Source organism: Rhodococcus sp. Leaf233 (assembly GCF_001426165.1).
In the GTDB taxonomy this organism is placed as follows: Bacteria; Actinomycetota; Actinomycetes; order Mycobacteriales; family Mycobacteriaceae; genus Rhodococcoides; species Rhodococcoides fascians.
This window is the reverse complement of record NZ_LMRO01000001.1, coordinates 673,230-696,911: the sequence shown is the minus strand read 5'-3', so window position 1 is coordinate 696,911 and position 23,682 is coordinate 673,230. Positions and strand designations below refer to the sequence as shown.

21 protein-coding genes are annotated in these 23,682 nt (G+C 64.6%); 4 read left to right on the top strand and 17 right to left on the bottom strand.

Annotated features, from left to right (window positions below; translation table 11 throughout):
• Positions 1-8: 8 nt before the first annotated feature.
• Together ASH04_RS03425 and ASH04_RS03420 are read right to left on the bottom strand one after the other, a co-directional pair.
• Positions 9-1,253 (bottom strand): hypothetical protein, encoded by a 1,245-nt coding sequence (locus ASH04_RS03425; protein ID WP_057472733.1) that lies wholly within the window; start codon positions 1,251-1,253, stop codon positions 9-11.
• Positions 1,250-2,203, bottom strand: a complete 954-nt coding sequence (locus ASH04_RS03420) for a Ppx/GppA phosphatase family protein (RefSeq protein WP_057472732.1) — start codon at positions 2,201-2,203, stop codon at positions 1,250-1,252. Before ASH04_RS03420 ends, ASH04_RS03425 begins: the two co-directional genes overlap by 4 nt.
• 33 nt (positions 2,204-2,236) lie before the next feature.
• Here ASH04_RS03420 and ASH04_RS03415 point away from each other — a divergent pair, with 33 nt between their 5' ends.
• Positions 2,237-3,034, top strand: coding sequence for a hypothetical protein (locus ASH04_RS03415; protein WP_027498360.1), 798 nt, complete (start codon positions 2,237-2,239; stop codon positions 3,032-3,034).
• Positions 3,035-3,100: 66 nt separating this feature from the next.
• On the opposite strand, the gene ASH04_RS03410 is transcribed toward ASH04_RS03415, so the two are convergent.
• The 6 genes from ASH04_RS03410 to ASH04_RS27515 all read right to left on the bottom strand — a co-directional run bounded on the left by ASH04_RS03410 (position 3,101) and on the right by ASH04_RS27515 (position 8,135).
• Positions 3,101-3,790, bottom strand: coding sequence for a response regulator transcription factor (locus tag ASH04_RS03410; RefSeq protein WP_027498361.1), 690 nt, complete (start codon positions 3,788-3,790; stop codon positions 3,101-3,103).
• The gene (locus tag ASH04_RS03405; RefSeq protein ID WP_027498362.1) at positions 3,787-4,959 is read right to left on the bottom strand and encodes a sensor histidine kinase; all 1,173 of its coding nucleotides are present in this window, start codon (positions 4,957-4,959) and stop codon (positions 3,787-3,789) included. Before ASH04_RS03405 ends, ASH04_RS03410 begins: the two co-directional genes overlap by 4 nt.
• Before the next feature lie 137 nt (positions 4,960-5,096).
• Complete coding sequence (locus ASH04_RS03400; RefSeq protein WP_032365206.1) at positions 5,097-5,852, bottom strand: phosphoglyceromutase; 756 nt, start codon at positions 5,850-5,852, stop codon at positions 5,097-5,099.
• 12 nt (positions 5,853-5,864) lie between these two features.
• Complete coding sequence (locus tag ASH04_RS03395; RefSeq protein WP_051365418.1) at positions 5,865-7,028, bottom strand: low temperature requirement protein A; 1,164 nt, start codon at positions 7,026-7,028, stop codon at positions 5,865-5,867.
• A gap of 228 nt (positions 7,029-7,256) precedes the next feature.
• Positions 7,257-7,625, bottom strand: a complete 369-nt coding sequence (locus ASH04_RS03390; RefSeq protein ID WP_057472731.1) for a hypothetical protein — start codon at positions 7,623-7,625, stop codon at positions 7,257-7,259.
• 42 nt (positions 7,626-7,667) lie between these two features.
• A complete protein-coding gene (locus tag ASH04_RS27515) occupies positions 7,668-8,135 on the bottom strand; it encodes a DUF3558 family protein (RefSeq protein WP_442971181.1) in 468 nt (155 codons plus the stop codon).
• On the opposite strand from ASH04_RS27515, the gene ASH04_RS27090 reads away from it, so the two are divergent.
• Positions 8,032-8,349, top strand: a complete 318-nt coding sequence (locus ASH04_RS27090) for a hypothetical protein (protein WP_235579913.1) — start codon at positions 8,032-8,034, stop codon at positions 8,347-8,349. The two genes, ASH04_RS27515 and ASH04_RS27090, sit on opposite strands and share 104 nt — an antisense overlap.
• A gap of 19 nt (positions 8,350-8,368) precedes the next feature.
• Here ASH04_RS27090 and ASH04_RS03380 read toward each other — a convergent pair whose 3' ends face one another.
• The 5 genes from ASH04_RS03380 to ASH04_RS03360 all read right to left on the bottom strand — a co-directional run bounded on the left by ASH04_RS03380 (position 8,369) and on the right by ASH04_RS03360 (position 15,544).
• On the bottom strand, positions 8,369-9,568 hold the full coding sequence (locus ASH04_RS03380) for a lipase family protein (protein WP_371828524.1): 1,200 nt from the start codon (positions 9,566-9,568) through the stop codon (positions 8,369-8,371).
• A gap of 34 nt (positions 9,569-9,602) precedes the next feature.
• Positions 9,603-11,354 carry a CocE/NonD family hydrolase gene (locus ASH04_RS03375; RefSeq protein WP_057472730.1) on the bottom strand — a complete coding sequence of 584 codons (1,752 nt, stop codon included), beginning with the start codon at positions 11,352-11,354 and terminating at the stop codon, positions 9,603-9,605.
• Positions 11,351-12,559 (bottom strand): lipase family protein, encoded by a 1,209-nt coding sequence (locus ASH04_RS03370; RefSeq protein ID WP_057472921.1) that lies wholly within the window; start codon positions 12,557-12,559, stop codon positions 11,351-11,353. The genes ASH04_RS03375 and ASH04_RS03370 overlap by 4 nt, the downstream gene beginning before the upstream one ends.
• Positions 12,560-12,650: 91 nt before the next feature.
• A complete protein-coding gene (locus ASH04_RS03365) occupies positions 12,651-14,093 on the bottom strand; it encodes an MFS transporter (protein WP_057472729.1) in 1,443 nt (480 codons plus the stop codon).
• Positions 14,090-15,544 carry a condensation domain-containing protein gene (locus ASH04_RS03360; RefSeq protein WP_032390613.1) on the bottom strand — a complete coding sequence of 485 codons (1,455 nt, stop codon included), beginning with the start codon at positions 15,542-15,544 and terminating at the stop codon, positions 14,090-14,092. Before ASH04_RS03360 ends, ASH04_RS03365 begins: the two co-directional genes overlap by 4 nt.
• A 260-nt stretch (positions 15,545-15,804) precedes the next feature.
• On the opposite strand from ASH04_RS03360, the gene ASH04_RS03355 reads away from it, so the two are divergent.
• Positions 15,805-16,827, top strand: coding sequence for an alpha/beta hydrolase (locus ASH04_RS03355; RefSeq protein ID WP_057472728.1), 1,023 nt, complete (start codon positions 15,805-15,807; stop codon positions 16,825-16,827).
• 36 nt (positions 16,828-16,863) lie between these two features.
• On the top strand, positions 16,864-17,829 hold the full coding sequence (locus ASH04_RS03350) for a glucosyl-3-phosphoglycerate synthase (RefSeq protein WP_057472727.1): 966 nt from the start codon (positions 16,864-16,866) through the stop codon (positions 17,827-17,829).
• Positions 17,830-18,005: 176 nt separating this feature from the next.
• Here the strand turns inward: ASH04_RS03350 and ASH04_RS03345 are convergent, their stop codons facing one another.
• The 4 genes from ASH04_RS03345 to ASH04_RS03330 form a co-directional block, all read right to left on the bottom strand.
• Positions 18,006-19,595, bottom strand: a complete 1,590-nt coding sequence (locus tag ASH04_RS03345) for an AMP-binding protein (RefSeq protein WP_032365199.1) — start codon at positions 19,593-19,595, stop codon at positions 18,006-18,008.
• A gap of 99 nt (positions 19,596-19,694) precedes the next feature.
• Positions 19,695-20,963 carry an ABC transporter permease gene (locus tag ASH04_RS03340; protein ID WP_057472726.1) on the bottom strand — a complete coding sequence of 423 codons (1,269 nt, stop codon included), beginning with the start codon at positions 20,961-20,963 and terminating at the stop codon, positions 19,695-19,697.
• A complete protein-coding gene (locus tag ASH04_RS03335) occupies positions 20,960-22,180 on the bottom strand; it encodes an ABC transporter permease (RefSeq protein WP_032365197.1) in 1,221 nt (406 codons plus the stop codon). Before ASH04_RS03335 ends, ASH04_RS03340 begins: the two co-directional genes overlap by 4 nt.
• Positions 22,173-23,675, bottom strand: coding sequence for an ABC transporter ATP-binding protein (locus ASH04_RS03330; RefSeq protein ID WP_032372349.1), 1,503 nt, complete (start codon positions 23,673-23,675; stop codon positions 22,173-22,175). Before ASH04_RS03330 ends, ASH04_RS03335 begins: the two co-directional genes overlap by 8 nt.
• Positions 23,676-23,682 lie beyond the last annotated feature (7 nt).

The following is a 23,682-nucleotide window of genomic DNA, read 5'->3' as shown; positions in this document are numbered from 1 at the left end:
GTCGAAACTCAGCCGGTACTGAGCTGGAAGGCCAACGGACCGAGCGTGACGAACACACCGACGGCTATGGCAATGACGATCGAGACCAGATCGTCGGTACGCCGGAGAATCCTCACCACCGCGACGAGACCCACGATCACCAGAACCGACAGCACGAGCGCCACCCACGGCAACACGTCCCACAGCTGCTCGAAGCCCTTGAACAGCAGCGCACCGACGACGATCGACACCACGGCCTGCCCGATGAGCACCAGCCACTGCCGAACCGCGCCGCCCTTGCCCTTGACCGGCGCTTTGTCCTTGCTCGCCGTGTCCTTGCTCGCCATGTCCTTGCTCGCCTTGTCCCTACTCGCCGACTTGCGTCGATCGGCACGCGAGCCGGTACTCGCGGTGTCGGCGGTCTTCGGGTCGGCGGTCGTCGAGTCGGCAGGGTCGTCGTCGGTGGTCGGCTTCGTGAGGTCGACTACCTCGGGTATGACCTGAGTGCCGGCCTCGTCGGCCGATTCATCAGTGGCCTTCTCGTCAGCGATCTTCTTGTCGGCGGTCTTTTTGTCGGCGGTCTTCTTGTCGTCGACCTCGTTGTCGCGCGTGACGCGCGGGGTGACCGCGGTCTTCGCCAGGTCGTCCACTTCGACGAGAGCGGCATGTGGGCTCTCCACCAGCGGCGCACGCGAGGTGACGTCGGTCTTGGGTTCGGCGGATTCGGTCGAACGCGGCGGCTGGAATCCCGCCGATCGACGGGCCCGTCCCTGCTCGGCCTGGGTCGACCCGTACGGGCGTCGCTCCGATCCCTGCGCGGCAGGAGCAGCGGGCCGCAACCCGCGCGCGGTGTCGTCGTGAGATCGATTGAGCAGGTCTCCGGCGACGGTCGTGGAGCCCGACAGCAGTTCCGGTTCGGGCTGCTGCTTGTCGCGCTTGCCTGCCGGTTGGTACGGGGTCGGGCGGGTGCTCTGGGGCCGGGCCGGTTGCGGCCTGGACGACGTGGTCGTGTTGCCGTCGGATGCACTGCTCGTGGGCTCGTTCGCAGCGGTAGCAGGAGCTTCGTCCTGCGGCTCGTCGACGACGGGTGCGCTGCGGTCGCCGGGTTCGTCACGAACGACGGGAATCTCCCCGGTCAGTTCGGCCACGGAGATGCCGCCCTTGACGCCTCGCCGGCGTCGCCCTCCTGCCGTCAGGTTGGTCTTCTGGCCGTTTCTGGCCAACAACTCGGCGACCGAGATCTGCCCGGTGTCTTCCGGGTTGGCGTCGCTCATCTCGAACTCACCACCAGATCGCCGTCGGCTTCGGTGTCCAGCTTCCTCAAAATCAAACCTTCCCTCAGCGCCCACGGACAGATCTCGAGTGACTCCACCGACAGTGCCCGCATGCTCGCCTCCGCTACCAGCGCCCCGGCCACCAGTTGTGGTGACCTGTCGGCACTGATGCCTTCCAATTCTGCACGGTCGGCGGCCGTCATCCGCGATATGAACGCGATGAGTTGCCTCAGACCGCTCGCCGTCAGCGTTCTCGTCACTCGCGGACCGGCCGCGGAAGGCGCAGCACCGGTCAAGCGAGCCAACGAACGAAATGTCTTCGACGTTCCCACCGCGCGGTCCGCGTCGCCCGCAGCCAACAGTTCCTTGGCCGGTGTCGCGAGTTCGGCATCCAACCAGTCACGAAGCACGGCGATACGACGCTTTCCCGGAGGATCCTCGTCGAGCCAGTCCCGGGTGAGGCGACCGGCACCGAGCTGCAGGGAGAACGCCACGTCGGGATTCTCGTCGCTGCCGCTGGTCAGTTCCAGCGATCCGCCGCCGATGTCGAGTCCGAGGATGCGCCCGGCGCTCCAGCCGTACCAGCGGCGCACGGCCAGGAACGTCAATCTGGCCTCGTCCACGCCCGACAGGGTTTCCAGGGCCACTCCGGTCTCGGCGAGAACCCGCGCGAGAACGTCGTCGGAGTTGTAGGCGTCGCGCACCGCGGAGGTGGCGAACGCCATCAATTCACTGCAACCCGACCGAGCGGCGATGGCGGCGAACTCACGCACCTCGTCGACGAGCCGATCGGCACCCGCAGGAGTGATGTTGCCGAACGCGTCGGTGTTCTCCGACAGGCGCAACGTCGCCTTGCTCGAGCTCATCGGCGTCGGGTGTGCGCCACGGTGTGCGTCCACTACGAGCAGATGCACCGTGTTGCTACCGACGTCGAGCACCCCTAATCGCACAACCCCACGGTACTGGGTCTACCGTCGTCGTTTGTGACAGCAGGTCGTGAGCAGCAGTCGTTCGCTGCAGAGGTCGAGTTGGATTTCCCGCGAGAATGGGTCGAGTTTCCCGACCCCGACAATGCCGAACATGTCATTGCCGCCGATCTGACGTGGCTGTTGTCCAACTGGACCTGCGTCTTCGGTACCCCCGCCTGCCAGGGCACCGTCGAGGGTCGCCCCGACGACGGATGCTGTTCGCACGGCGCGTTCCTGTCCGACGAGGACGACAAACGCAAGCTCGACGAGTCGGTGAAGTTGCTCACGCCGCAGGACTGGCAGCTGATGGACAAGGGTCTGGGCAAGAAGGGATACGTCGAGTACGACGATCTCGACGACGAACAATCTTTGCGTACGCGCCGCTACAAGGGTGCGTGCATCTTCCAGAACCGACCCGGGTTCGAGGGTGGCATCGGGTGCGCACTGCATTCGATGGCGCTGCGCAAGGGCATCGAGCCGCTCGAGGTCAAGCCCGACGTGTGCTGGCAGTTGCCCATCAGGCGCACCCAGGATTGGGTGACGCGGCCCGACGGCTCCGAGATTCTCAAGACCACCATCGGCGAGTACGACCGACGCGGTTGGGGCGAAGGCGGACTCGATCTGCACTGGTACTGCTCCGGCTCACCCGACGCGCACGTCGGAGCCAAGCAGGTGTTCGAGTCGTACAAGCCGGAATTGACCGAGCTGCTCGGCAAGGCTGCGTACGAGGAGTTGGCGTCCCTGTGCAAGCGTCGCCGTGGCCTCGGTCTGATTGCCGTACATCCGGCCACTCGTGAGGCCCAGCGCCGGTAAGTGCCTCCGGCAGTGGTGTGGTTAAGTGCCGCAGGGGGCGCTTAACCACACCACTGCGCGCAGGCTCTACCCCTCGAGCTTGTAGCCCAGACCGCGCACGGTGACGAGATGCTCCGGCTTGGCCGGGTCGGTCTCGATTTTCGACCGCAGTCGTTTGACGTGCACGTCGAGAGTCTTCGTGTCGCCCACGTAGTCCGCACCCCACACTCGGTCGATCAACTGGCCCCTGGTCAAGACCCGGCCGGAGTTGCGCAGCAGGTATTCGAGCAGGTCGAACTCCTTGAGCGGCAACGTGATCTGATCGGATCCGACCATCACCACATGCCGTTCGACGTCCATCCGCACCGGCCCGGCTTCGAGCACTCCGGTGTCGGTGCCGCCGTCGACCTCGGCGTCACTGCCGCGGCGCAGTACGGCGCGGATACGAGCGATCAGCTCACGAGCCGAATACGGCTTGGTGACGTAGTCGTCGGCACCGAGTTCGAGCCCCACGACCTTGTCGATCTCACTGTCACGCGCGGTCACCATGATCACGGGAACGCCTGAGCGCGAACGCAATTGCTTGCACACGTCGGTGCCGCTCATTCCGGGAAGCATCAGGTCGAGCAGCACGATGTCCGCGCCGGCACGATCGAATTCGGCCAGAGCCGACGGTCCGTCGCCGACGACGGTGGCCTCGAACCCCTCTTTGCGGAGCAGGAAGGCCAGTGGATCGGCCAACGACTCTTCGTCTTCCACGATCAGAACGTTGGTCACTGATTCTCTCTTTCTGTAACCGCGGCGTCGTCTTCTTCTTCGAAGTACGCGGGGATCTGGAGGGTGAAGGTGGATCCGGTGCCCAGCTTGCTCCACAGCGAGATGCTGCCGTTGTGGTTGGCTGCGACGTGTTTGGCGATGGCAAGGCCGAGGCCTGTCCCGCCGGTGGCCCGCGACCGAGCTTTGTCGACGCGGAAGAATCTCTCGAAGACGCGTTCCTGGTCCGCCTTGGCGATACCGATTCCTCGGTCGGTGACGGCGAACGCGACGTTGGAGCCGCGCAATGCCCTACTGACCGAAACGGGCGAACCGTCGGAGGAGTACGCGATCGCGTTCTGGATGAGATTGGCGAGCGCCGTCACCAGTAGCGCCTGGTCGCCGAGTACTTCGAGCCCGCTCGGGTGGTCGGTGGTGACGGAGATGCCCGCGTTCTCGGCAGCGAGTTTGGACCGGTCCATCGCCTCGTTGACGACGGTGTCCACGTCCACCACTTCCAGGTCGGGCAGTTTCTCGGCCCCCTGCAGACGCGACAGTGCGATCAGCTCGGTCACCATGTTGCCCAGGCGCTTGGATTCGGCGACGACCTTGCCGCCGAAGTGCCGGACGGAGTCGGGATCGTCGGCGGATTCGAGCAGCGCCTCGGCCAGCAGGCTCATGGCACCGACCGGTGTCTTGAGTTCGTGACTGACGTTGGCCACGAAGTCGCGACGCGTGGCCTCCATCCGTACCTGCTCGGAATCGTCGTCGGCGAAGAGAACGACGAACCGTCGGTCCTCTTTGCTGAGAAGTCTCGCGACGCACCGGACGGCGATCTTGTCGCGGCCGGGCCGGGGGGCCTTTGCACTGAGATCGACTTCGACGGGATTGCCGTCGGACAGCACTTTCGTCGCCGCGGCCCACGCCCGCTCGTCGATGGAACGGTTACGCACCAGGCCGAGCTCCTCGGCCCGAGGATTCGACAACACGACGTCGTGAAATTGATCGACGACGGCGATACCGCTCTCCGACGCCAGCACGATGAGGTCCAGGACCTGCGACATCGTCAATCCGGAGGTGGCGCGGCGACGCTCCGAGTGTCGAGTGTTGAGGTACGGGATCAGAACACCGCCGACGAGGTATCCCACGAAGGCCGCGGCAATTGCCAGTAGTACGGCCGATGCAACACTCACACCGGAATCGTACGTTCGATGGACGGCTCACATACGCAGGGTGCAGGCATTTCCCTGGTCGTCATAGCCCTCGTCGGCAGTGTTCTTCGTTCGTTCACCTGCAGTTTCGACAAACTGCCGGTTTGTGCGTGGCGGAGTTACTTACCGCCCTGGTTTGCCACGGCAGCCGCACCCGCAGCCGCTGCTTCCGGATCCAGGTAGGTGCCACCCGGATTGGTCGGCTTCAGCTTGCCGTCGACCTCGGTGAGGTCGTACTGCAGTGGGATGCCGGTGGGGATGTTCAGTTCGGCGATGTCCGCGTCGGAGATCTCGTCGAGGTACTTCACGAGTGCACGCAGCGAGTTGCCGTGTGCGGCGACGAGCACGTTCTTGCCGGCCTTCAGATCGGCGACGATCGTCTCCTCGAAGTACGGGATGAGCCGTTCGACGACGTCGGCGAGGCATTCGGTCAGCGGAACGCTGTCCAGGTCGGCGTAACGGGGATCGGCATCCTGGCTGAATTCGCTGCCGACCTCGATGGCGGGTGGCGGGGTGTCGTAGCTACGACGCCACAGCATGAACTGCTCGTTGCCGTACTTGTCCTTGGTCTCGGCCTTGTTCAAGCCCTGCAGTGCGCCGTAGTGCCGCTCGTTCAGACGCCAATCGCGCACGACGGGGATCCAATGCCGCTCGGCCGCGTCGAGCGCGAGGTTCGCGGTGCTGATCGCGCGGCGCAGCAGCGAGGTGTACAGCAGGTCGGGCAGGACGCCCGCCTCGGCGAGGAGCTGGCCGGCGCGCTTACCCTCGGCCTCGCCCTTCTCGGTCAGTCGCACGTCGACCCAGCCGGTGAACTGGTTGGACGCGTTCCATTCGCTCTCGCCGTGACGAAGCAGAATCAGGGTTCCGATACTCATGTGGTCAGTTTCTCATGCGGGACGCTGGGGAGTGGAGCCTGCGGAACGACCTAACGCTGGGGGTCGTGGCCCGCGTGCGACGAGCACGCCGACGACGACGATCATGACGACCGCGGTGAGGGTGATCGGGATGGGAATGATCGGGTCGAACAACACGAGCACGGCACCGACCGGAACTGCGATGTTGACGACGCGATCCGCGTGGGCGCGGATGGCGATCAGCCAGACGCCGAGGACGAATATCGCAATCGGCACCGTGACGGTGAACGACGCGGCGACGTCGCCGAGCTTGCTGTGTTCGGTGAGCACATCGATCTCGACCTCGATGCCGGCCGAGAACGCGCCCGCCGCGGCGAAGATGAAGTAGTGCGTGTAGCCGTAGATCAGCGAGTTGCCGAACTTTCCGATGGCCCGGTGATGCGGCGGCCAGAAGTAGATCCACCACAGACTCGCGGTGACGACGAGGGTGAGGACGGAAATCGAGATCAAGGGTGCCAGCGCCGTCTCGTCGTGCAGCGCTTCGATGATGGCGTTGGCCGATGCGAGCAGACTCTCGCCGAGCAGTATCAGCGTGAACAGCCCGTAGCGTTCGGTGATGTGATGCGGGTGCCATGGCGTCGACCCGCTGCGTTCGGCGATCAGTGGAACCGCCATTTCCGCCGCTGCCAGGACGAAGAACAAGACGACGGCGGCTGTGCCGTCGAACAGCACCAGCCAGAGAATCCACAGAACTTGAACGCCCGCAATGCCTGTCGCGTATGTCAGTGCGGTCTTCTTGTAGTCACCGGTCCGAGACGCTCGAACCCATTGCGTCACCATCGCCACGCGCATCACGACGTAGCCGAGCACTACGACCGCAAAATCCTTGTCCACGAACGCCGATTCGACTCCGGCGGCGAGCACCAGCACACCGGCCATCTGCACGACGGTCAGCGTTCGATACAGCCAGTCGTCGGTATCGAAGGAGGTGGCGAACCACGTGAAGTTCATCCACGCCCACCAGATCGCGAAGAACACGAGGGCGTAACTGAGCAGACCGTCGGCGACGTGGTTCTCGGTGAGCGCGTGATGGAGTTGCACCGCCGCGATACTGACGGCCACGACGAACACGAGGTCGAAGAACAATTCGAGTGGACTCGCCGCGCGATGCGGTTCGTTCGGATCGCGCGGACGCATCTGTACCAGCCGGGCCGTGGAAAGATTCACGAAGGCAGAGTAAGGCATCCGATTCGCGAATGTTGTCGTGATTGCGTTGCCGTAGTTGCCTTTACGGACATTTCGGGCAGGGTCGACGGTATGGCGTTGGCGATTCACGGAACCTCCCACCCTTTGTGACGACCGCGCGCCGGGGTTCCGCGCATAGCGGGGGTGCGAGGTCCGGAGAAAGGGTGTGAGGTTGCGGGACTAATCCCCCAGCGCCGCCCCGATCTCGCCGACCCGAGCGCCCACGCTCTGATCAACCTCTTCGGTGTCGACGAAATAGCGCCGAAACACCGAGCGCATCAATTCGATGACCTCGATGTGTTGCCTGATCGCAACAGCCGCCGACCGTTCCTCACCATCGGCCAGTCGCTTGAACTTCGCACCCAACATCTGAGCTGACGGAAGGGTGCCGAACGCGCGGGTATCGACTAGCCACTTCGTCTTCTCCAACATCTTTTCGAGGTGCAAAACGTACTCCGCGCAGACTCTGTCGCATTGAAACGCGACGCCCTCTGGAATTTGCAGCTGACCCGACTCAGCATTCGAAGCAAACTCCTGCCACCTCAGCATTGCGACGCCGAGTTCATTCGACTCTGACCCCACTGTGCCCCCCTATCGGCTCGACGGCGGCAACGATGAGCGAAGCGCTTCTCCAACGCGCCCGATCTCGACACAGGGATCGCCCTGCGGTTCGCGAGAGGCGCGCCCGTCGAGAATGAAGTAGACAATCCCCCCAGCCACTTCGTAAGCGAGACCGCAACTGACTTCGTCGTAGTTCGCAGTTCGCTGGAACTGAACAGCTCCGGAGCTATCGACCACGGCAAACTCGTCGAACTGGTCATTCGTCTTCAAGTACGCGAGATCGTGGTCGGACGAGAACACTCCGAGGAAATACCAAGAACCCGGGTCGGGGTCTCTCCAGGAGCAAATCTTCCAATCGAGGGATATCGGGGCGTCTCCGAACAAATTCGTGGTCTTGCTCCCCACATCCAATCCCGCGGCCTCGACGGCATTGTCCGGGATGGTGCATGGATCCCAGGGCTCGGTGGCGATCGGCGCAACGCTGGTCGACGTCGGCAACGCAGCATTCGGTGCACTCGGCGTCGACTCACCACATCCGGCGACCAGCATCATCAGTCCGACCACACCCGTCACCCAGCGCCCTGTTGCTCTCACAACTGGTTGGACGCGGCGAGCCCCGACTCGGTTCCCCGGCAACCTCACACCCTTACTACCGACTGCGCGCCCCCGCTCACTCGAGAGCAAGGGCGCGCAGTCGACAAATGCTGTGTGAGGTCACCACCGAGCGGACATCAGCCGCAGTTCGACGGTGCCGGCTCCCCTCGGAATCGTGCGTCCACGTACGCGTAGGCCTCGGGCAGTCCGACGATCGATCCGCTGAAGTGCTCGGCGAGTGGATACGCCCGGAACTGCACGGTTGCCCCGGCTGCACAGTAGCGGTCGACCGTCTCCTTCACCGGCGCGTAGGGGGTGATGAAGTCGTTGATGCCGTGCCAGATGTACACCGGGGCCGTGGGGACGCCGTCGTAGTCGACGAGACTGTTCTTCTTCAGTACCGCCTGCGCAGAGGGCAGGGACGCGATGTCGACGTTCGACAGATCTCTTGCGCTCTTGAACGCTCCGCCGATGATGATGGGGCGCCTGCATTCGTTGCTCACGCGATCTCGCAGGGCCAGGCCCGCTGCATTCAGGTTCTCCGAGACGGGGAATTCCGTCGGGTATTCACGTTCGAGTCCGAGTGATGCCGCGAGTGCCATTCCGAAGGCGGGGTGGGGAATCGCGCTGTAACCCAGGTTCTGTGCGATCAATCCCAGGTCGGCCGGGGTTCCACCGTGCACGCTGGCCACGATGTTCAGCTCCGGCGCGTAGGTGGGTGCCATGGCACCGGCCCACGAGGTCGCCAGTGCACCTCCCGAGTAACCCAGCAAAGCAACGGGACTGTCCTTCAGCGGCAACTGCTCGAAGTTCTGCACGGCCCGCACACCGTCGAGCGTCAAACGACCTTCGTACTCCGCGGCTCCGTAGGCTCCGGTCGGGCCGAGGTAATCCGGCACCGCAACCGCCCAACCGCGGGCGACCATACCGACGTACAGGCTCGGCGCTTCACCGATCTCGTACGTGAAAAGACCATGCGATGGTGCACATTTGACGCCCAGGGCATTGATGACGGCTTGATAGGACACCAGTGGGGTTCCCGCGCCCTTGCCTCGCGGCATCAGCACGGTCGTCACCGCGGCGACGGGTGCACCTGCGGAGTTGGTGGACCGATACTTGAGTTGCCAGATGTCGGTGTTGGGGTACATCCAGGCGTCGGCCCGTCGGCTGGCCAGGATGTCACCCGGCGCGTGATCGGCGATGTCGGCCGGTGCCGCGTAGAAGACGTCCGGATCCGGGGCCGTCGGCGCGGGAGCCGCCGAAGCTGTTGTTCCCACTGCGAACAGGGACGCGCAGAGTGCCACCAGGATGGACCCCAGGGTAAAGAATTTTCGGATCACAGCGAGCCTTTCGGGTGAGCAAAATCGAAGATCACGGGACTACGGGAAGAGAGAACTGGTTGATCGGATCCGTCGAGGACACGGTGACGTCCGCTGGGCCCGGCCCACCTGCGAAGGACGGATCCGACGCGGTGATCTCGACGGCGACGCGGTGACCGCGGTCGAATCGATGGACGATGCTGGGCAGCGAGATGGTCACCGGTTCACCGGATCCGGTGAGTACGGCGGGTGCGAGAAGTCCGTGAATCGGGCTCCGCGCACCGTCGGGTGCTACGTCGAGCACGGTGACGAAGACGGTCGCGGGACCGGACACCGTGGGACCGATGGACAGTTCCGGTGCGCCGACGACGTCGATGGGTTCGGTCAGTGGCGGCGTCGTCCAGTTCGCGGCAGAGCCGGGTAGCGAGACCCGCGGCACGGGCAACTCGGCCGCGAGATTCGGCAGTCCGAACGTGGTGGGTATCGGCGCACCTGCACCCCGAATCGTCTGCGTCCACACTTCGTTCGACGAATCCCCCTCCGCCAGTGATCCATTCGACAAACGGAACGTGCGGCGAGCACCGACGGGAAATGTCTCGGATTCGACGTAGGCCGGCGACGCGACACCGGTATAGGGCACCCAGTCCCGGAAGTAGGTGAAAGCCGGTCCTGGGTCGACGTCACGATCCTTGAGGTGTCGGTCGAGCCAATTGCCCACCAGTGCCGCTTCGTGCTGAGTGAACGGGTCGGGGGCCTTGATGTCGAACTCACCCGGATAACCCTTGCGATCGTTGTGTCCCCACGAGTGCCAGACCATGGACGTTTCCACTCCCCGCGCCCGCAGGGCCTCGAATGTAGCTGCGGCCTCGTCGAGACTGAACAGCGAATCCTTCTGCCCCTGCGTGAGCAACACCGGCACATCGACTCGATCGAGATAGTCGACGGGCGAGACATGACGCATCGCCGCCAGAGTTCCCAGGTCGGGTTCGCGATTGGCCGTGAAGGCGGACGCGGCGTCGCACACCCACTGGGCGTAGTTCGGGCACCCCTGTGCCCGTGCCGGATCCACGGCGTATCCGCCCGGTCCGGTCAGAACGGCACCGGCGGCCAGAAATGCCGAACCGAACACGCTCTTGACCGGCCCGACGGATCTGCGGCCGGCCCCGTCCGGTGCCAACGACCGCGCCAGATCGTTCCAGGTGATCATCGACGCGACGGTGTCCAATCGTGGATCGACCGATGCCGTCGCCAATCCCGTTGCGCCGGCGTAGGAACCGCCGAGGTAGCCGACGCGCGGGTCACCCGGTGCGTCGAGGCGAACGACATCCAGTGCGGGGGCGGCCACCGTCCGTGCGGGATCGGTGAACACCCCGCCGCTCGCACCGGCGAGATAGCCGATCAGAGCCGATGCGGCCATGCCGTCGTAATCGGGATCGGCGAAGTAGATCTTGCATGTCGAGCCGCCGAAACCCAGAGCCGAGTACGTCAGAACCACGTAGCCGTGAGTGGCGAATCTGGCAGCGGCACCGGCCTGGTCGTCCTTGGATCCGCCGAAACCGTTGCTGGTCAGAATGGCTGGAGCTCGGTGGTCCGGTCCCAGCCCGACAGGAACGTACACATCTCCGACGACGGTGCAGTGCTGGTCGTGTTCCGGCCCCACTACGACGTCGAAGTACCGAGTCTGCACCGAGAAGTCGCCGAGCGTCTGCGGTGCCAGGACCGGAAGATCCGCTGCATATCCGGGCGCGGAAGCCGCGACCAGTGCCGTCGTCACAGCAGCGACGACGGTTGCCAGTCGTCTCATCGGAGGCAGTTCGTCGGCGGCGCGACACCCCGGAACCTGTTGTCCAGGAATGTCAGTGCCGCGGGAAGGCCCTCGAACGCAGCCTGGATGTGCTGCGGTGCGTGCACGACGTCGAACTGCAGTGTGGCACCACTCGCGCAGTACCGAGCAGCAGTGTCACGCAACGCACCGATCGGAATGAGCGGATCGTTGTCGCTTCCCCACAGCAGTGTGGGTGCCGTCGGCACACCCGCGTACTTGACCAGACTGTTCTCGTCGATGATCTGCTGCGCCTCGGGGCTGTCCACCAACGACGTAGTGGTCGAGACCGCCAGCGCGCTCTTGAAGGCTCCGGTCGCAAGGATCACCGGCGTGCACGCATTCGACACCTGATCCTTCAACGCCAGACCGGTGGGATTGAGCTGCGCGGTGATCGGCAGGCGATCCGGGTATTCACGTTCGAGTCCGAGGGCGGCCGCGAACGCGAGACCGAATGCCTGATGGGGCTGAAAACCCAAGGCGCGAGCGATGTTGTCCAGATCCGCAGGCACACCTCCGGCTGCGGCACCCACGATGTTCAGCTCGGGTGCATAGCTGGGAGCGAGCGCCGCGGCCCACGCCGTCGCCATACCGCCGCCGGAGTAACCGGCCATGCCTACCGGGCTCGCTGCCAAACCGAGTTCCGGCACGCGCTGTGCGGCGCGGACGCCGTCGAGCGTGATCTGTCCGCCCAACTTGGCTGCGCCGTACGCACTTTTCGGCCCGAGGTGGTCCGGTACCGTCACGGTCCATCCACGCATCAGCGCGAGGTTGAGGAATTCGCGTTCCTGCACACCGGTCGTCGGGTCGGCACCGAACAGGGACTCCGACGGTGCGCACTGCAACCCGAGCGCGTTGACGAACGGCTGATACGACAGTAGAGGCCCACTGGGTGCGCGGTTCGTCGGTGCCAGAACGGTTGTCACTGCGGCGATGGCGTCGCCTCGGGAATCGGACGACCGGTACTGGAGCTGCCAGATGTCGGCACCGGGATACAGGGGGCTCGAAAACCGCCGACTGGCAACGACATCGCCGTTGTTCTTCCCGTTCAGGTCCGCAGCCGCCGCATACAACGTGCCGGGTACCGGGGCCGGATCACCGGGCGCAGCCGACGCATGGGGAGCAGATACGAACAACAGCGACATCAACCCGACGACGAGTGTCGAGGTCACGAGGGTGCGAAACATGGTGTAACTCTTCTCGATTTCGATCGGCCCGAACTCCTGGTCCGGGTGAGACATTGTCGGATACTGTTGCGGAACAATCACTTACGAATATTCACGGCACACCCTGGGAGACCATCGACGAGCTGCGTTCGACGACGCCGCGGGGCAGCGCGGCCGCGAATGCGGTGGCCACCACCATGGTCGCGGCCAGCCCGAACAACACCGTCCGCTGAGACGCCAGATAGTCCGCGGCAACCGGCTCCGCAGGAAGCAGACCGAAGTACAGGGCCCCGGACACCGCGGTTCCCACAGCCGATCCCACTTGTTGGACGGTCGGCAGAATTCCCGATGCCGAGCCGATGGCATGCGGGGCCACCCCCGCGACGATGGTGCTCTGCAACGGCGCGATCACCGACCCGAGACCCGCGCCGAGTACCCCGAGCGGCGCGACCGCCCACCAGGGAAAGCCGGCACGGTCCAGATATTCGGTGGTGACGCCGAGAACGAGCAGAGCCAGTCCCATGGCAGCCGCGCCGGCCGCAACGACGCGAGAATCCCAGTGGTGGAACGAGATCGGCGCGCTCACGGAAGCGAGCACTGCCCCGAGCGCGAAGGGAACAGTGATCGCACCGACCGTCGACGCGCTCTCACCCAATCCGGATTGCAGTGTCACCGACATCGTCAGAACGAACCCGGTGAAGGTCCCGTACACGAGAGCCGATACTGCGCATCCCACGGAGAATCCTCGCTCACCGAAGACGCCGATGTTCACCATGACGTGTGCTCCTGCAGCACGTCGACGACGCTCCCACATCGCGAACCCGGCCAGCGTCGTCAGACCGAGCGCAGCCGCGGGCAACGCTGCGGCGACACTCGAGCTGATCATGACGGGACAGACGATCAGCAGGGCCCCGATCGACCACAGGACGGCACCGACCGGGTCGAACCGCCCGCCGTGTCCGGCCGGGACCTGCTCGGTACCCGATGCCACGAACCTGCGGCCGAGAACGACCGCCGCCGCCGCGATCGGGACGTTGATCAGAAACAGTGCTCGCCAACCGGTTCCGAGGATGTCGAGGTGCAGCAGCGCTGCGCCGATGGACGGCCCGGCGAGCCCGGCCAGCCCCGCGGTGCCACCGTACAGCGCGAACGCGGTGGTGCGCCGCGTGCCGGAGTAGGCCGCTGTCACGATCGCCACCGTCTGCGCCGACATCGCCGCTCCCGCGAGCCCCTGCAGCACGCGAGCGAGGACGAGCAGTTCGACCGTGGGCGCGTAGGCGCAGAGCACCGATGTCACGGCGAACAGCGCAGTGCCGGTGACGAATACCGTTCTGCGCCCGAACACCTCACCTGCGCGCGCCATCGTGAGCAGCGCGCAGGCGAAGGCGAGCAGATACGCCGTCGGGATCCAGACCTGCTGGGTGCCCGACGCGTCGAGGTCACGCGCGATCGTCGGCAACGCCACGGTGACGGCGGTGACGTCGATCATCTGCATCGTGACGGCCAGCAGGCAGGCACCCAGCGTCAGCCACGACCCGCGGCGAGGGAGCGTCATACCCTGCTGACGTCCGGAAGCTCGTGGGCCAACACGTGAGCCTCGGGTGGCTGTGGGATGTAGTCGCCCTTGTCGACCACGGCGGCGTAGATTTCGGAGATCTTGGAGAAGTACAGGTCGATCGAACGATCGGCCTCGTCGGTGCCCGGGTACAGGAACTCGACGCCGGTGTGGTCCTCGAAGCGGTTGATCCACATGAAGACTTCCTCGGAACTGCCGCGGTTGCCGTACAGACCCGCTCCCGCCGCATCCAATTCGGCTTCGCCCGGCAACTTGCGAACGTCGACGTACGAGATCATCGGCGCGGTCCATCCCGGCTGCGTCGTGATTCCGTGTTCCGGCAAGGCCAGCTCGAGCACCCGGTGGTACGAGGTGTTCGCCAGCAACTTTCCGGAGTCGAATGCTGCCTGTGCGAGCACTGCGAGGGTACGGAACGTCGGCTGCTCACCGAGGTCGAATTGCACCGGAATCAGGCTCGAATACCACCCGATCGACGCGAATTCGCCCGGGGTCGCCCGCGTGCTCTTGGGCGTCAGACCGAGGTAGCTGCCCCGGCCGGCGAGCTCGTACTCCGCCAGCGCTGCGGCGGCGAAGATTCCGCCGATGAACTTGACTCCCACGGCTGCACACGCCTCGTCGACTGCCTGCGCGGTGGCACCGTCGAACAACGGGAACGAGCTGTGCGAGGTCCGCGTGTAGTCGATGCTGCTGCGTCCCAACGGAAGTGGGAACGTCGGCAGATCGCCCCCGTTGTCGGTGACCAAGTCGATCCAGGTCCGAACCGCAGGGCTCTCGAGAGTTGTCGCGTCGCTCTCGAGGCGTTCGCGCTGGCAGTACTCGAGGTAGCTGCCCGGGGTGAACAGGCCGTCGGACTCCCCCGTCACCGCGTTGCGATAGAGCTGGCGCAGTTCGTAGTAGGTCAGGGCCTGCGAGATGCCGTCGGTGTCGAGGTGATCGACCGCCGCGTACACCACGAAGTGATCGTCGTGTTCGATCGTTCCGAACGAGAAGCAGTCCCAGCTCTCGGGACCGGGCGTGCTGTCCTGCACGTGACGCCGAATGGCCTCGGAGTCCGCAGGCGTTCCGAAATCGGTCGCTTCGAGCGCGATGTCGGCGACGTCGACGAGGTGGCGCGTCGAACCCTCGGCCGTCGTCGAGAACCAGCTACGGAACGAATCGTGTCGGGTGACGAACGTGTTGAATGCTCGTCCCATCGCGGTGCGGTCCAGCGTGCCTTCGATCTTGAACGTCACCAGGCACAGCCGGGAGAATCGGAACGACGATCCCCGGTTGCGGTAGGCGGCTTCGAGATACGCCTGCTGGATGTGCGAGGGCGGTGCCGGGTGAACGGGCGCAGCCGCGGCAGCAGCTCGTGAGGCGACGGTGGGTGACCACGTGGTGAGCGGTCCTGGAGCGGGCTTCCACTCGTCGATGAGTCCGAATGCGACCACGACACAACCTTTCGAAGGAGACAGAGCGATTCGACGCGGCGAGGTGCGTCGGAGGGGCCAGTGCATCACCCGGGCAGAGGCCGAGAAACCCCGTCGACGAGCATTTTGGAAAATTGACAACGATTCGCGGGATATCTGTGTCAGAACTGAAGGATCGTCAACATTGTTGTCGACACCAGTGATCCGCATTACCGTCCAAAGGCACATCGCGCTCGCCGGAGATTTGTCGTGCGTGGCTCCCACAATGTCAGGAACCGTTGATGCCCAGTCGATTTCGCCTCGGTCAGGCGACCTTGTCGGCGCTGAGTGTGCTCGCTACCGCCGTCGTTCTCCTATCGATCACGACGGGGTCGGCTTCCGCCGACACCGTCTCGTCGGTGGTCGGCGTCGAGGGAGTCGCCGACCGACGAGACATCGTGTGGGTGCATTCGGCAGCCATGGACCGCGATATCCAGCTCGACGTATTTCGGTCGGCTCAGCCCGGTTCACCCACGCTCTATCTACTCAACGGGGCGGCGGGCGGTGACGGGGGAAGCAGCTGGTTCGACCAGACCGACATCGCCGGCTTCTTCGGAGACAAGAACGTCAATGTGGTGGTTCCGCGGGGCGGCGCTGCGAGCTATTACACCGACTGGTTGAACGACGATCCGGTACTGGGCCGAAACATGTGGTCCACCTTCCTCGGTCGCGAACTTCCTCCGGTGATGGATGCTCTGCTCGACGGCAACGGGGCCAATGCGGTCGCCGGTATATCGATGGCAGGCACGTCCGTTCTGCAGTTGGCCATCGCCCATCCCTCGGTGTATCGATCCGTCGCCGCGTTCAGTGGATGCGCACGCACCAGCGACCCGGTGGGTGCCATGTACGTCAGGTCCGTCGTCGAGGCCCGCGGCGGTGGGTCGACCGCCAACATGTGGGGACCACAGGGCAGCGCCGACTGGATTGCCAACGACCCCTACGTCAATGCCGAGGGGCTGCGCGGCATGGCCGTCTACATCTCGTCCGGAACGGGAGCGCCCGGTGCGTTCGACGTGCCGGGCGGCCCCGGTATCGGCAGCGATTACGGCAAGCTCGCCCAACAACTCGCCGTCGGCGCAGTGATCGAAGCGACGACCGATGTGTGCTCGCAACAGATGCAGAAACGGTTGCAGGAGTTGAACATCGAGGCCACCTACAACTTCCGACCCAACGGGACCCATTCCTGGGCCTACTGGCAACAGGATCTCCACGATTCGTGGTCGGTGATCGCACCGTCGTTGGGGCTGCCGACCGGCCCGTCCTGAGCCGTGCACTCCTCGAGCGATGACGAAGGAAAAGCGATGAACCGAACCGACGTTGCGGGCACTCCGGCTCTGGCTGCCACCTGGGCCCGCTCACCGTGGCCACTGGCAGACATCATCCGGGCCAAACGTGGCCGGACCGTCTCGGTCGTGCTGCCCGCTCTCGACGAGGAAGAGACCGTCGCCGGCGTCATCGCCTCGATGACTCCCCATCTGGGCAGCCTGATCGACGAGCTGGTGGTGCTGGATTCGGGATCGACCGACCGCACCGCGGCGCGGGCCCGCTGCGCCGGTGCCACCGTCGTCTCCAGGGAGGCCGCCCTACCCGGCACACCCGTGGTTCGCGGCAAGGGTGAAGCGCTGTGGCGCGGAGTGGCCGCCACCTCGGGCGACCTCGTGGTGTTCGTCGACTCCGATCTGGTCGATCCCGGTTCGCACTTCGTTCCCTCCCTCGTCGGTCCACTGGTCATGTCCGACGACGTCGAGTTGGTCAAAGGCTTCTACCGTCGGCCGCTGACGATCGGTGACACCACCGACGAGGACGGCGGCGGCCGCGTCACGCAGCTGACGGTACGTCCTCTACTGACGGCGCTTCGGCCCGAACTCGCCGGCGTCTTCCAACCGTTGGGCGGGGAATACGCCGCGACTCGTCGCCTCCTGGAAGCACTTCCGTTCGCCCCCGGCTACGGAGTCGAGATCGGTGTACTGCTCGATACGTGCGACCGGTTGGGTATCGGCGCGATCGGCCAGGTCGGACTGGGAACCCGACGGCATCGAAATCGGCCGACGTCGGAGTTGGCTGTCATGAGTCGGCAGATCATCGCCACGATGTTCTCGCGCCTGGGCCTGAGCGATTCCGGAGCCGGGTTCACCACGTTCTCCACCACCGGAACTCAGCTCTCGATGAGCGTGGCACCGTTGTCTCTCGTCGACCGTCCCCCACTGACCACCCTGGACGAATACAACCGCCTCACCCGATGCCCGGCGATGAGTCTACCCGGCTGATTCGAGCGCGGTTCCACGACAACCTCACACCCCTGCTACCGACTGAGCGCCCATGTTTGCGCCCGAGGAGGGTCGCGCGGTCGGAAAAATGGGTGCGCACTATCGAAACGTCTGCGCCACAACACAACACCCCGCCCCACTGAGTGTGGGACGGGGTGTTGTCGTGGAACGGAGTATTACTTTCCGGCCTCCGCGGCCCGCAGATCCTTACGAAGAATCTTGCCGGCCGCAGACTTCGGCACGATGTCGATGAACTCGACGCGTCGGACCTTCTTGTGCGGGGAGACGCGCTCGGCGACGAACGCGATGATGCCCTCTTCGTCGATCGTGGCACCCTGCTGGCGGACGACGAACGCCTTGGGGATTTCCTCGCCCTCGTCGTCGAGAACACCGATGACGGCCGCGTCGGCGATTTCCTCGTGCGTGAGCAGCAGCGCCTCGAGCTCCGCCGGGGGCACCTGGTAGCCCTTGTACTTGATCAGTTCCTTTAGGCGGTCGACGATGTAGACGACACCCTCGTGGTCGGCGACGGCGATGTCGCCGGTGTGCAGGTAACCGTCGGAGTCGAGGGTCTCCGCGGTGGCGGAAGGATTGTTCAGGTATCCCGCCATCACGTTCGGTCCCTTGACCCACAGCTCGCCCGGCTTGCTCAATCCCTCTGTGGGCAGCTCGATTTCCTCGAGCGTGCCCGGGTCGACGAGCTTGTTCTCGGTGTTGGCCAGTGGCTGGCCCACCGAGCTGAGCGGCATGTCGTCGCGATCGAACGGGATCGCGTGGCTGACCGGGCTGAGCTCGCTCATGCCGTAGCCCTGACGCACCCGCGTGTTCAAGCGCTTGGCGACGGCCTTGCCGAGCTCCTCGTCCAACGGGGCCGCGCCGGAGAAGATGGTGTGCACGCTCGAGAGGTCGTACTGATCGATCATCGGGTGCTTGGCGAGCGCGACGGCCACCGGCGGGGCGATGAACAGGTAGGTCAGCTTCTGGTCCTGGATGATGCGCAGGAACTCGACGAGGTCGAACTTCGGCATCGTCACCAGATGCGCGCGCAGCTTGAGGGCGATGTTGAGCAGCACCGTCAGGCCGTAGATGTGGAAGAACGGCAGCAGCGCCAGGATCGCGTCGTTGCTGTCGATGCCCACGCGCGGTTCCATCTGGGCCACGTTGGCGACGAGGTTGCGGTGCGTGAGGATGACGCCCTTGGGCACACCCGTCGTGCCGGACGAGTACGGCAGCACGGCAACGTGCGTCGCCGGATCGAACGAGACCTCGGGAGCAGGCGCGCCCTGGGTGAGCAGGTCCCGCAGACTCGGGTGGCCCTCGGCACCGTCGAGCACGATGACGTGATCGGCGTCGATACCCACCTTGTCCGCGGCGGCCTTGGCCTGCGGGTACAGCGGGGAGACGGTGAACAGGAACTTCGCGCCGGAGCCGGTGAGCTGCTTGGCGATGTCCTCGGCGGTGTAGAGCGCATTGATCGTCGTCGCGGTTCCGCCGGCACGCAGAATGCCGTGCAGCACCGAAGCGAATGCGGGGACGTTCGGCGAATGCAGTCCGACGACGTCGCCGACCTCGAGCCCACGGGCAGCGAGCGCCCCGGCGATCGCGTCGACCTGGCCGATCAGGCTCTTGTAGGTGGTGACGTCACCCGACGTGCCGTCGATGAGCGCAGGCTTGTCCAGATCGGACTCGGCGATGGACCCGAACAGGAAGTCGTAGACGCTCAGATTCGGGATCTCGACGTCGGGAAAGGGACTGCGGAAGCTCATGGCTCTCCTTCGAAAAACTGCGGCAACAATGATCGAACCTTACAGTGAAAGCGGTCACATCGGACAGCGACCCTACCGCTGAGTCAGATGGCGAAACCGTCAACTCCTGGACGCGTACGGTTTGCCCGCCGCGGCCGGTCCTCGCACGTGGCCCACCAGGCCGGCGACGGCGAAAATGGTGACCACGTACGGCAGCATCAGCATGAACTCGCTCGGCACCGGGGACCCGATGATGCCCAGTACGTTCTGCAGATTCGACGCGAATCCGAACAGCAATGCGGCCAGGGTGGCGCGCACCGGATCCCATCGGCCGAAGATGACCGCGGCGAGTGCGATGTAGCCGGCACCTGCGGTCATCTCCTTGCCGAAGGCTCCGACGGACCCGAGCGTGAAATACGCACCGCCGAGCCCGGCGATGGCACCGGCGAGGCAGACGTTCCAGAACCGCGTTCGGGCCACGTTGATTCCGACGGTGTCGGCGGCTTGCGGATGCTCACCGACGGCACGTAGTCGCAGACCCCACTTGGTATGGAACAGACCGAAGAACACCAGGGCCACGGCGATGTACATCAAATAGACGATCAGTGTCTGTCGAAACAGCACCGGACCGAGGATCGGAATCTGCGAGAGCACCGGAATGTCGATGCGCGCGAAGCGCGGTGGCGAATTCAGCGTCTCGGCGTTCTTGGTGAGCACCACCGAATACAGGAAGCTCGTCAGTCCGACGACAAGCACGTTGAGCACCACACCGACGATGACCTGATTGACGAAGTAGCGAATCGAGAACACGGCCAGCAGAGACGCCGTCAGTGCGCCTGCGACCAGAGCGGCGAGCAAGGCCACGTAGGTCGAACCGGTGATCGACGCGATGACGGCGCTGACGAAAGCCCCTGCCAGCAGCTGCCCCTCGATGGCGATGTTGATGACGCCGACACGCTCGGAGATCACTCCGCCCATCGCACCGAAGATCAGCGGTGTGCTCAAAGCGACTGCGCCGATGAGCAATCCGGGTACGGGGATCGTCTCCCCGTCCGCGGCCCACGCGAGGAATCCGAACACGAACAGCACTGCGAACACGGCGAGCAGCCACAGCGGCGTCGACCGATAACGCGACGCCAACAGCGCCGCGTAGCCGGTGATGACGGCCAGTAGTACCACCACGACCAGGCCGGCGCCGTACGACGGTACGCCGACGGCGGGCAGTGCGAAGAAGTCGTCTTCCGAGGCCAGCGCGAATGTACTGGTGCCCGAGCCTTTTCGGACCACGAACAGCACCAACGCCAGCAGTGTCACGACCCCGAGGATCGTGGGCACCTTCCAACTACGACCGAGGACCGTCTCTGCGGGTGAGTCGACGGAGGTGGTCACAGTGCACCCACCTTCGCGGTCTCGGCTTTGGCGAGTTTCTCTTCACCGGGTTTGGGCAATCGGAACACCGCTCGCACCAACGGCGGTGCGGCGATGAACAGCACGATCACCGACTGCACGACGAGCACGATGTCGATGGGTACGCCCTCGGCCGCCTGCATGGCGAACCCGCCGGCCTTGAACGCGCCGAACAGGATTCCCGCGAAGAAGACGCCCCACGGTTTGGATCGCCCGAGCAGGGCCACGGTGATGGCGTCGAATCCGATACCGGCGTCGATGTCGGCACTGAAGCCGGTGGTGACCGTACCGAGCACCTGAGCGACGCCGGCCAGGCCGACGAGAGCTCCGGAAAGGATCATCGCGTAGAGGTAGATGCGGTTGACGTTCATTCCGGCGACGCGTGACGCGTGCGGGTTCTCACCGACGGCACGGAATCGGAATCCGAGGCTCGATCGTTCGAGCAGCCACCACACCGCGACCGTCACGAGGATGACCAGCACGAACCCGAGATGCAGGTTGTACTTGTCGCCGAACAGCTTCGGGAACACGGCCGTCGATTCGATGGGGGCCGTCTTGGGATTGTTCGATCCCGGAGCCTGCAGCGCACCGGGGGTACGCAGCAGGTACGAGATGAGATAGAACGCAACGTAATTGAGCATGATCGTGACGATCACCTCGTGAGCACCGGTGCGGGCCTTGAGAAATCCGGCGATGCCGCCCCAGACCGCGCCGCCGACAACGCCTGCGACGACGGCCACCAGCAGATGAATGCCGGCGGGCAGGCTCACCCCGAAACCGACCCAGCCCGCACACGCGGCGGCGATGAGCATCTGGCCACGACCACCGATGTTGAACATACCGACTCGAAAGGCAAGGGCCACACCGAGTCCGGCGACGATGAGCGGTGTCGCGAACGTCAACGTCTCGGTCAACGGCCGGATGCCGTTCTCGAACCCCGGACGACGGAAGTTGTACACCGACCCCTGGAACAGCGACGAATACGCGCCGGACACCGAATCCCAGATCGCCGTCAGCATGTCCGACGGACGGGAGAAGAAGTAGCCTGCCGATTCCTGGACGCCGGAGTTGGTCGCGGCAATGAGGACGGCTCCGACGATCAGCGCAAGCAGGACCGCGAGAACCGAGATGATGGCACTGCCGGTGAAGATCTGCCGAAGTACGACATGAGCTTTCGACGGCTGCTCGGTCTCACTCACCGCGCTCGCCGCCCATCATCAATCCGAGTGTTTCGCGGGACGTATCCCCGGGGACGATTCCCACGATTGCTCCTCGATACATGACGGCTATGCGGTCGGCCAGTGCGGCGACCTCGTCCAGTTCGCTCGACACCACGATGACCGGGATCCCGGAATCCCGGGTGGCGACGATGCGCTTGTGTACGAATTCGATGGATCCCACGTCGATTCCGCGAGTGGGCTGCGCGGCGACGAACAGTCGCAGATCGCGGCTCAGTTCGCGTGCGAGCACCACCTTCTGCTGGTTACCACCGGACAGGCGTCCGACGGCGGTTCCGATTCCCGGTGCCCGCACGTCGAATTCGGTCAGTTTCTCCGACGCGAACGTGTCGAGATACTCCCGCTGTACCGCTCCGCGCCGCACGAACGGCTCGCTGATGGAGCGGTCGAGCATCAGGTTCTCGGCAATCGAGAACTCCCCCACCAGGCCGTCGACGGTCCGGTCCTCGGGCACGAACCCCACGCCGGCGTCGAGCACCTGCTGAACTGTCGCCCCGACGAGAGAGCGGCCGTCGAGGGCGATCTTTCCGGATACGTTCTCCTGCAAGCCGAGTAGCGCCTCGACGAATTCGGTCTGCCCGTTGCCCTGCACGCCGGCAATGGCGAGGATTTCTCCCGCGGCGACCTCGAGACTGATGTCGTCGACGGTCTTGTTGCCCTGGGCGTCGAACACCGACAGGTTCTCGACGACCAATGCTGCAGCACCCGGCTCGGCCGGTTCCTTCGAAACGGTCAGCTGCACATCACGTCCCACCATCAACGCGGCGAGTTCGGTGTTGCCTGCCGTCGGCTTCGCTTCGCCGACGACCTTGCCGAGCCGGATGACGGTGATCTTGTCTGCTACTTCGCGTACTTCACGGAGCTTGTGGGTGATGAACACGATGGTGGTGCCCGACGCCGCAAGTTCCCGCATGATCCGCATCAGATCGTCGGTTTCCTGCGGCGTCAGCACGGCCGTGGGCTCGTCGAACACGAGCACCTTGGCTTCTCGAGAGAGCGCCTTGACGATCTCGACCCGCTGCTGCACGCCGACGGGGAGATCGTCGACGAGAGCATCGGGGTCGAGGTCGAAGCCGAACCTCGCGGATATTTCTCGTACCAGCTTTCGTGCTGCCACGAGGTCGAGTCGTCCACCGAGCGAGGTGGTTTCGTTGCCGAGCACGATGTTCTCGGCCACGGTGAACACCGGAATCAGCATGAAGTGCTGATGCACCATGCCGATTCCTGCAGTCATCGCCTCGCCCGGTCCGGCGAAGTTCTGCTCGACGTCGTCGAGCAGGATCTGGCCCTCCTCGGCGCGGTACAGGCCGCTGAGCACGTTCATCAACGTGGACTTGCCTGCGCCGTTCTCACCGAGGAGGCAGTGGATCTCGCCGGATTCGACCGTCAGATCGATGTGATCGTTGGCGATCAACGAGCCGAATCGTTTGGTTATACCGCGAAGTTCGAGCTTCATATCCCTT